We start from the raw sequence: 9,526 nt of genomic DNA, 5'->3' as shown, positions 1-9,526 counted from the left end.
CGAGCGCGCCCCGCGCGACGCCACCTGACGCCCGCGCCGCCCCGCGGCCCCCCCGACGGACGCCCGCCGTGCCGGCGCCGGCACGGCGGGCCCTCCGGCACCTGACCCCCGGCCTTCCTGACGGGACCGCCGCGACCACCCGGCCCACGGCGCCCGCGGCAGCCCCTTCCGCACGACGAGCGCCGCGTCGTCCACCGGGACAGCGGTCGCGAGGAGTCCCGGCCCCCGCCGGGCAGCAGGCACCGGCCCCGGCGCCGCGACAGCCCCCTTCTGCACCCCGGGCGCCCGCGCCCAGCGGCAGCCGTCACCACAGGCGCCGCCCTCCTGGCGCCGCGACCACTCCGCCCACGGCACCGGCGGCCACCGGCCTCCGCGCCGGGACGGCCCGTCCCCCGGAACCGCGCACCCCCGCGGCGCCCCGGGCCCGTGCCGCAGCCGCACTCCCCCGTCCCGGTCCGTTGACAGCACGGAGGCCGCGTCGCAGACTCAGTGCTCGATACGTTCAATGAACGTAAGTTCACCGTGCGAACAGGGGCGTTCGCGCGCCGGAACAGGGGCTGCCATGACCATCACCCGTGAACTGCTGATCGGCGGCAAGGACGTCCCCGCCGCCTCCGGACGTACGGCCGAGGACGTGAGCCCCTTCACCGGGGAGCTCTACGCGACCGTCGCCGCCGGCGGTGCCGAGGACATCACCCGGGCGGTGGACGCGGCCGAGGCCGCCTTCCCGGAGTGGGCCGCGCTCGGCCCGTTCGCACGGCGCAAGATCTTCCTGACGGCCGCCGACCTGCTGGAGTCCCGCACCGAGCAGGCCGCCGAGATCATGGCGCACGAGGCGGGCGGCACCCGGCCCTGGGCGTACTTCAACGTCGGGCTGGCCGCCAACATCCTCCGCGAGGCGGCCGCCGCCATCACGGCACCGCGCGGTGAGGTGCTCAGCGCCCAGGAGGAGGGCGTCCTCGGCATGGCGGTGCGCGAGCCGGTCGGTGTCGTCGCCGCCTTCGCGCCGTGGAACGCCCCGATCATCCTCGGTGTCCGCGCCGTCGCCGCGCCGCTGGCGGCGGGCAACACCGTCGTGGTCAAGCCGAGCGAGGACGCGCCGGTGGCCTGCGGCCTCTTCGTGGCCGACCTCCTGCGCGAGGCGGGGCTCCCGGACGGCGTGCTCAACGTGGTCACCAACGCCCGCGAGGACGCGGCCGAGGTCGCCGAGGCGCTGATCGCGGACCCGAGGGTCCGTATGGTCAACTTCACCGGCTCGACCGAGGTGGGCCGGATCATCGGCACCCACGCGGCGCGCCACCTCAAGCCGGCGGTGCTGGAGCTCGGCGGCAAGAACGCGATCCTCGTGCTGGACGACGCCGACGTGGACTACGCCGTCGACGCCGCCGTCTTCGGCGTCTTCCTGAACTCCGGGCAGATCTGCATGTCCGGCGACCGGATCCTCGTCCACCGCAGCCTCGCCGAGGAGTTCACGGCCAGGTTCGCCGCGAAGGTCGCCACGCTGCCCTCGGGCGATCCCTCCCACCCGCACACCGTCGTGGGTCCGCTGGTGAGCGCGGCCTCGGCACGTCGTGTCGCGGCGCTGGTGGAGGACGCGGTCGCCAAGGGCGCCGCCGTCCTTGCCGGCGGAGGTGCGCCCGACGGCGCGGTGCACCCGGCCACGGTGCTCGGCGACGTGCCCAAGGACGCGGAGATCTACTACGGCGAGGCCTTCGGCCCGGTCGTCACCGTGGCCGCCTTCGCCGACGACGACGAGGCCGTGGCCCTGGCCAACGACACCGACCACGGCCTGACCGCGGGCGTCATCACCGAGAACGGCACCCATGGGCTCGCCGTCGCCCGCCGGCTGCGCACCGGCATCGTGCACATCAACGACCAGTCGGTGGCCGACGAGCCGCAGGCGCCCTTCGGCGGCTTCAAGGCGTCCGGCTACGGGCGCTTCGGCGGCCGCTGGGGCCTGGAGGCGTTCTCCAACACCCGCTGGGTCACCCTCGCCACACAGCAGGCGCACTACCCGTTCTGAGCCTCCCGACCGCGCGACGGCCGGGGCGCCGCCGTAGGAGGCCGCGCGGACAGGTGGGGTGGGGCAAGGAACGGTTCGAGGGCCGAGCCCGGCAATGCGGAGAAGGGAGACGCAGCGGTGGGGGCACCTCACGGGCCCGAAGGGCCACGGGGGACCGCGTCGACCGACGACGACGCCGCCCGGCGAGAGCCATCGGCACGCGACACCGTCCCGCCGGTCCCCGCGACCTCTAAAGGCGTCGCCCCTGTTCGGGCGGCCGCGTAGGGTCCGCGCATGAACGATCCGATCATCGCGGCCCGCGCCCTGCTCACCGAACGGTTCCCCGACGCCCTCGGCGGCTTCCTCGGCGGCTCCACCGCCCGCGGCGAGGGGACCGCCACGTCCGACCTGGACGTGGTCGTCGTCCTCGACCCGCCCGCCGGATGCCACGCCGAGTCGCTCACCTGGGGCTCCTGGCCGGTCGAGCTCTTCGTGCACACGCCCGAGTCGGCGCGCGCCTTCATGGAGTGGGACCGCGACCGCGGCAACGGCACGATGGCCTTCATGTGCGCCCGGGGGGTCGTCCTGCTCGACCGGGACGGCACCGCCGCCCGGCTGCGCGACGCGGCGGAGCGCATCCTCGCCGCCGGCCCGCCCGCCGTCCCGGACACCGTGCGCGACCACGGGCGCTACGCCGTGACCGACCTGCGCGACGACCTCCTCGGCGCCCGGGACGAGGAGGAACTCCTCGCCGTGGCCGCGGCCCTGCTGGACCGCGCCGCCGACCTGCTGCTCGGTACCCGCGGCCACTGGCGCGGTGGCGGCAAGTGGCTGCCGCGCCGGCTGCGCGAGGCCGACCCCGAGCTGGCCGCGCTCCTGCTGGACGGTTACCGCGACCTCGTACGCGGCGGCCCGCGGGAGGCCTTCGCCACGGCGGTCGACGCGGTGCTGCACGCCTGCGGCGGCCCGCTGTGGGCGGGTTACCGGCGCACCCCCGACCCGCGCATGCTGGCGGAGCTCGGCCTGCGGCCGGACTGAGACCCGGGCCTGTTCCAGGGGGTGCGGAGCGGACGCCCGAACCTAGACTGGAGGGGCAAGGCTGCGGACCGCCGAGTACTCAGGAGGTCTACCGATGCACGCGAACAAGGGTGACCGGGTCAGGCAGCACGGGCGGGTCGTCGGCCAGCACGACAAGGTCGCCGAGATCGTCGAAGTCATGGGCCAGGGTGGCGAGCCGCCGTACCGCGTCCGGTACGACGACGGGCACGAGTGCATCCTGTCCCCCGGGCCGGACTCAACGGTGGAGCACGAGCGGGGCGGGACGCCCACCCGCTGAGCCGTACCGCACGGGATCGCGCCGGACCGCGGCCGCCGCACCGCGCGGCCGCGGCCTTGGTGGTGCCCGCGGGCCCGCGCGGGACTTCTCCGGGGCCCCACTCCGGGATCCGCCGACGGACCTCGCCGACGGACCTCGCCGTCAGCCGCGCGGTGTGCGGACCCGCGTCGTGTAGTGGTCGGCGACGACCCGGGACATGGCGCCGATGGGGTCGGCCGCGACCTCCTTGGCGGAGAAGAAGACGTTGCCGAGCACCTGGGGATGGTTCCGGTCGAAGTCGAGGTGGCGGGAGAGCTCCGCCGGGTCCTGCCAGGCCGCCGCCTCCCCGGCGGCGCCCGCGCGGTACAGGGCCTCCCCGATGTAGAGCTGCACGCGGGTGCCGTCGACGACGGAGGCCCACCAGGGAACCAGCGCGGCATAGTCGGCGACGGCGAAGCCGATGTGCCAGTACACCTGCGGCACGATGTAGTCGATCCAGCCCTTGCGGACCCAGCCGCGGGTGTCGGCGTACAGGTCGTCGTACGTCTGGACGCCGCCCCGGGTGTCGGAGCCGCGCGGGTCCGTGCCGCGGTTGCGCCAGACGGCGAAGGGGCTGACGCCGAAGCGGGTGGCGGGACGCAGGGCCCGGATGCGCGTGGCGGTCTCGCCGACGAGCAGGTCGATGTTGTCGCGCCGCCAGGAGGCGCGGTCGTCGAAGCCCTCCCCGTACGCGGCGAAGGCGTCGTCGTCGGCGAAGTGCCGGCCGGCCACGGGATAGGGGTAGAAGTAGTCGTCCCAGTGCACCCCGTCGACCGGGTAGCGGCGGACGGCGTCGAGCATGGCGTCCTGCACGAAGCGGCGGACCTGGGGCAGTCCGGGGTTGTAGTAGAGCTTGCCGCCGTACGGGACGGCCCAGTCCGGGTTGACGGCGGCCGGGTGGTCCGCCGAGAGCCGGGCCGGGTCCCCGTGGTTGGCGATCCGGAACGGGTTGAACCAGGCGTGCAGTTCCAGCCCGCGCGCGTGCGCCTCCTCCACGGCCGTGCCCAGCGGGTCCCACCCGGGGTCCCGCCCCTGGACACCGGTCAGGCACTCGGACCAGGGCTCGTACGGGGACGGCCACAGGGCGTCGGCGGTCGGCCGGACCTGCATCACGACCGCGTTGAGGCGGCGGGCGACGGCGACGTCGAGGAAGCCGAGCAGCTCGTCGCGCTGCTGACGCGCCGGCAGACCGGGGCGGGAGGGCCAGTCGCGGTTGCCGACCGTCGCCAGCCACATGCCGCGGAACTGGTCCACGGTGCCGGGGCCGCCCGCCCCCGCGCCGTTCGGTTCCGCCGCCGCTCCGGTGACCGCCGCCGCGGCCTCGCGCGCGGTGAGGACCGAGCCGAATGCCCCGGCCGCGCCCGCGGCGAAGGTCCTTCGTGAGAGTCGGCCCATCGCTGCTGCCCCCTGATCGCCCGTCATATTCATATTTCGCTGATACTGGGCCGAATCGGTCCATCCGGCAACCTCCCCCGCCACCGGCGTGTCCGTGGCGGCATCCGGCCCACCCGCCCCGCGGGACGGTTCCGGCCCCTCCCGCGCGCGGGCGTCCGCGGCGGCGTCCGCCCCGGTCACCGGGCGGGTCCGCCGCGGCGCGACGCGGCGCAGCGGCACCGGCTCCGGTACGCCACCCGGGTGTAATGTCGAGCGGGCTGGTCCGGACCGCACAACGGTCCGGGTCTTCATCTCGCGATCAGGGAGAGGCTGGGCGTTGAACGACGACATCCGTTTTGTCGGTGTGGTGGGCTGTGGCCAGATGGGCGCGGGTATCGCCGAGGTGTGCGCTCGCGCCGGGCTGGAGGTCCGGGTGGCGGAGACCACCGGCGAGGCCCTGGAACTGGGCCGTACCCGGCTGACGAACTCGCTCCACAAGGCGGCGGAACGCGGCAAGATCACCGCGGAGGAGCGCGACGCGACGCTCGAGCGCCTCACCTTCACCACCGACCTCGGCGATTTCGCCGACCGTGATCTCGTCATCGAGGCCGTCGTCGAGAACGAGCAGGTCAAGACCGAGATCTTCCAGGTGCTCGACCAGGTGGTGACCCGCCGGGACGCGATCCTGGCCTCGAACACCTCCTCCATCCCGCTGGTGAAGCTCGCCGTGGCGACCTCCCGCCCGGAGCAGGTGATCGGCATCCACTTCTTCAACCCGGCGCCCGTGCAGAAGCTCGTCGAGCTGATCCCCGCCCTCACCACGGACGGCCAGACGCTGGTGCGCGCCGAGAAGCTCGTCACCGACGTGCTGGGCAAGCACCCGATCCGGGCCCAGGACCGCGCGGGCTTCGTGGTCAACGCGCTGCTCATCCCGTATCTGCTGTCCTCGATCCGGATGTTCGAGACCGGCATCGCCAGCCGCGAGGACATCGACAACGGCATGGAGATGGGCTGCGCCCACCCGATGGGCCCGCTCAAGCTCTCCGACCTCATCGGGCTGGACACCGTGGCCTCGGTCGCCGAGTCGATGTACGAGGAGTTCAAGGAGCCGCTGTACGCCGCTCCCCCGCTGCTCCAGCGCATGGTCGACGCGGGCCGGCTGGGCCGGAAGAGCGGCCACGGCTTCTACGACTACGTGTAGTTCGGCGTCCGCGCCGTCGTCTCCCGCCGCGCGTCGAGCCGGGCCAGTTCCGCCCTGGCCCGGGCCTCGACCGGGGCGGCACCGACCGCGGAGCTGATCTCCAGGGCCTCGACCAGGGCGCCCCGGGCCGCCGCCGCCCGCCGCGGACGGCGCTCGGCGGCGCCCAGCACGATCAGCGTCCGGGCGAGGTCGATGGGGAGGGAGAGCCCGCGCAGCCGGTCCGCGGCGGCCTGGATCCGGGTGATGCCCCGCTTGGAGCGGCCCAGCAGGCAGTCGCGCAGCCCCTCGGCACGGTCCAGTGCCGACAGCACGCTGGCGGAGGGCCGCGCCCCGGCCCGGCGGCGGGCGGCGCGCAGGATCTCGGCGGCGGAGTCCGTGTCGCCGAGGATGACGGTCGCCTCGGCGAGGTCCCCGTACCAGCGCAGCATCACCGGATCGGCGATGCCCATCGTCTCGCCCAGCCTGCGCACCTGCCGCAGGGTCTCCACGGCGGCCGCGGTGTTCTCCCGTCCCCCCGCCAGCAGTTGGGCCCGGCCGCGGACGCCCAGCGCCCGCAGCATGAACAGCTGGTCCCCGTCGGTCATGCAGGCCCGTATGGTGCGGTCGGCGAGCTCCAGCGCGCGTTCCAGGCGTCCTCCGGCGGTCTCCGCGAGCGCGGCGGCGTAGAGCACCGGCGGGGAGTCGCTGCCGGCCCGCACCGGGAGCACGGCGCATCGGGCGACGTTGTCCAGGGCCTCGCGGCAGCGGCCGGAACGCACCTGGATGCGGATCAGCGCCACCAGCGTGGCGGCGGTCTCCTCGACGGACGCGTACTCGCCGGTCCTGCCCAGGAGGCCGGCCATCTCGCGTTCCGCGTCGGTGATCCGGTCGGCGTCGGCGGCCAGGATCGCACGGGTGCGCACCAGTTCGCGGGCGCCGGGTCCGTCGGGCGGCACGGGGAGTCCGAGCGCCTCCCCGAGCGCGGCCTCGGCGGACGCCGCCTCGCCGTGCAGGGCGTGCAGCCGGGCGAGCAGCGCCAGGGCGGCCACCCGGGTGTCGACGGCGTCCGCTCCCGCCTCACCGGCCGGCAGCGCCATGTCGGCGGCGCGGCGCGCGTGGGCGGCGGCCTGGGCGGGACGCCCGCCGATGAGGTGGCGGAGGGCGGCCCACTGGTGCAGCCGGGCCTCCAGCTCGGGGTGCCCCTCGGCCTCCACCAGGCCGTCCGAGATGAGGCGGCCCGCGGCGCCGAGCGCCTGGCCGGCGTTGCCGAGCATGATCAGCCGGGCGAGCACCCGCTGCCGGGCGGACCCGGCCTCGGCGAGCACGGTGCCCGCGGCCCTCTCGGCGTCACCGCGCAGCCCGGCGTCGCAGGCGTACTCGGCGGCGGCCAGCAGCCGGTCGGCGCGTTCCGCCGGACGGTCCTCGGGGGTGCGGCGGGCCGCGAGGGCGGCGAGTTCGGCGGCGGTGGCCGGGGCGCCGCGGCGCCGTGCGGACTCGGCGGCCGCACTGAGCGTGGCCGCGGTGGTCTCGTCGGCGTGCGGGTGGGCCAGGGCAAGGTGCCGGGCCTGTTCCACCGGCTCCGGGACCACGCGGGAGAGCAGTTTGTGGGCGGTGCGGCGGCCGTGCTCGGGGGCGTCGGCGTAGACGGCGGCCCGGATCAGCGGGTGGTGGAAGCGGATCGTTCCCTCGGTGTCGGCCACGGCCACCCCCAGGGCCTGCGCGGTGGCCAGGTCGCCCTCCGGATCCGGGACCCCGGCGGCGGCGAGCAGCGGCAGCGTGGGGCGGGCCGCGGCGCTGGCGACCAGCAGCGTCTGCCGTGCGGAGGCGGGCAGCAACCGCACCCGGTCCAGCAGCAGATCACGCAGCCGGGGCGGTACGGACAGGGTGTCACCGGCCTCGGCGGGCCTGCCGTCGCGCAGCGCGGCACGGCCGAGTTCGAGGGCGTAGAGGGGGTTGCCCGCCGCCGCGTCCTGGATCGCGCGGACCGCGGGCTCGGGCAGCTCCGCCCCGGTGTCCTCCACCAGCAGTTCGGCCACCTCGCCGTCGGACAGCGGCGGCACGGGCAGCGCGGCGGTGCCGGGCGGGCAGCAGCGAAGACCCCGCGGCTCCTCGCCCTCCACGACACGCTCGGCCGCGAGGAAGCGCACGGCCTCACCCGGTGGCAGCCGCCGCAGGGCCAGCGACAGGACCTCGGCGCTGGGCATGTCGAGCCACTGGAGGTCGTCGACGACGATCAGCACGGGTCCGGCCGCCGCGAGGGCCCGCAGCAGTTCGACGGCGGCGTCCCGCACGACCAGCCGGCTCTGCGTCGCCACCGGCTCGTGCCCGCGGAGGAGCGCCGCGCGCAGGGCGGCGCGGGGCCCTTCGGTCAGCCCGTCGACGTACTCCTCCGGCACGCGGGCGAAGAGGTCCATCAGCGCCACGAACGGGAGCTTCACGTCCTCCTCGACGGGCACGCAGCGCAGCACGAAGCCGCCCGGCGGGACCTCGTCGGTCAGCGCTTCCAGCAGCGCCGACTTGCCGATGCCCGCAGCGCCGTGGAGCAGGACGCCCGGACCGGCGGTCAGCTGTGTCCGGGCATGGTCGAGGATCTCCCGACGCCCGATCAGGGACGGCATATGCTCATGACAACGTTTGCTCAAGTGCGTTGTCAATGGGCGCAGTCAGGGTCGCACGGAGGCGTGCCTCACGTCGGCCCGGTCCGGGGTACCCCGTGTCGCCGCGTGCACGCGGTGCGTGGTTGCCGTTGGGGGGTTTCCCCGCCCGCCCGCCCTCCCCCAACCTTCGGCCGGGGGGACCCCCATCCGGCGCGGTCAGGCACCGCCTCGCGCGTGTGTGGGTGGGCCGGGGTCGGGGCCTCCGGGGTGGGCATTCTGGACCGCATATTTATGTGCATGGCGGGCACCTGCGCTTGCCGTCCCGGATACCGCACAACAAATACACGTAAGTGTCCAGAACGCCCACCCCTACGACCCCGCCCCCTCCGTCTCGTAGCGCGCCTGATCCCCGGAGGGTGGTCAAAGGGGAAACACCCCTCCGCCACGACAACGCGCCGGAACACAGGAAGCCCGGCCCGCCGCCCGTACCTGCGCATGGAGGCGCCCTGGCTTCCAAGGCGCCAAGAGTGCCTTCCCACGTCGCCACGGGCCGGTACGTGTCTCCACGGGTCCATCTCAGGAGATGCCCCAGACCCGAGACCGGGAAGACATGAAGCCGGGATGACGCAGAGCGCGAGAGACCCGTGCCCGACCACACGCTGATTCCGCCGGAGTAAGCCCCTGTGCGCCTCCTTCCCCTGGGCGCCGCACTGCCCCCGATGTGGCGGCGCGTGCTGGTCTGCGGAGGGGCTCTTTCCGTCTCACCCCTCCGGGGATCAGGCGCGCTACGAGACGGAGGGGGCGGGGTCGTAGGGGTGGGCGTTCTGGACACTGGGCGTATTTGTGTGCGGCACCCGGGATGACCAGGCAAAGTGCCCGCCACGCACGTAAATATGCGTCCAGAATGCCCAGCCCCGGAGGCCCCGCACCCGGCCCACCCCCACACGCGCGAGGCGGCACCTGACCGCGCCGGATGGGGGCACCCCCGGCCGAAGGCTGGGGGAGGGCGGGCGGGCGGG

General features: G+C 74.9%; 6 protein-coding genes. 4 read left to right on the top strand and 2 right to left on the bottom strand.

Going from position 1 to position 9,526, the window contains the following annotated elements; translation table 11 throughout:
• The first annotated feature begins 562 nt into the window (after nucleotides 1-562).
• The 3 genes from AB0F62_RS41740 to AB0F62_RS41730 all read left to right on the top strand — a co-directional run bounded on the left by AB0F62_RS41740 (nucleotide 563) and on the right by AB0F62_RS41730 (nucleotide 3,338).
• Nucleotides 563-2,023, top strand: coding sequence for an aldehyde dehydrogenase family protein (locus AB0F62_RS41740; protein ID WP_361811826.1), 1,461 nt, complete (start codon nucleotides 563-565; stop codon nucleotides 2,021-2,023).
• Between the two features lie 273 nt (nucleotides 2,024-2,296).
• Nucleotides 2,297-3,040 carry a nucleotidyltransferase domain-containing protein gene (locus AB0F62_RS41735; RefSeq protein ID WP_361811823.1) on the top strand — a complete coding sequence of 248 codons (744 nt, stop codon included), beginning with the start codon at nucleotides 2,297-2,299 and terminating at the stop codon, nucleotides 3,038-3,040.
• Nucleotides 3,041-3,134: 94 nt separating this feature from the next.
• On the top strand, nucleotides 3,135-3,338 hold the full coding sequence (locus AB0F62_RS41730) for a DUF1918 domain-containing protein (protein ID WP_361811820.1): 204 nt from the start codon (nucleotides 3,135-3,137) through the stop codon (nucleotides 3,336-3,338).
• 141 nt (nucleotides 3,339-3,479) lie between these two features.
• On the opposite strand, the gene AB0F62_RS41725 is transcribed toward AB0F62_RS41730, so the two are convergent.
• Nucleotides 3,480-4,751, bottom strand: coding sequence for a family 10 glycosylhydrolase (locus AB0F62_RS41725; RefSeq protein WP_361811817.1), 1,272 nt, complete (start codon nucleotides 4,749-4,751; stop codon nucleotides 3,480-3,482).
• A gap of 316 nt (nucleotides 4,752-5,067) precedes the next feature.
• Between AB0F62_RS41725 and AB0F62_RS41720 the strand changes: the two genes are divergently transcribed.
• A complete protein-coding gene (locus tag AB0F62_RS41720; RefSeq protein WP_361811814.1) occupies nucleotides 5,068-5,931 on the top strand; it encodes a 3-hydroxybutyryl-CoA dehydrogenase in 864 nt (287 codons plus the stop codon).
• Here the strand turns inward: AB0F62_RS41720 and AB0F62_RS41715 are convergent.
• Nucleotides 5,922-8,528, bottom strand: coding sequence for an AAA family ATPase (locus tag AB0F62_RS41715; RefSeq protein ID WP_361811811.1), 2,607 nt, complete (start codon nucleotides 8,526-8,528; stop codon nucleotides 5,922-5,924). The two genes, AB0F62_RS41720 and AB0F62_RS41715, sit on opposite strands and share 10 nt — an antisense overlap.
• Between the last annotated feature and the right edge of the window lie 998 nt (nucleotides 8,529-9,526).

The organism is Streptomyces sp. NPDC026673 (genome assembly GCF_040638135.1).
In the GTDB taxonomy this organism is placed as follows: Bacteria; Actinomycetota; Actinomycetes; order Streptomycetales; family Streptomycetaceae; genus Actinacidiphila.
The sequence above is the reverse complement of the archived record's forward strand: the minus strand, read 5'-3'. Positions and strand labels throughout refer to the sequence as shown.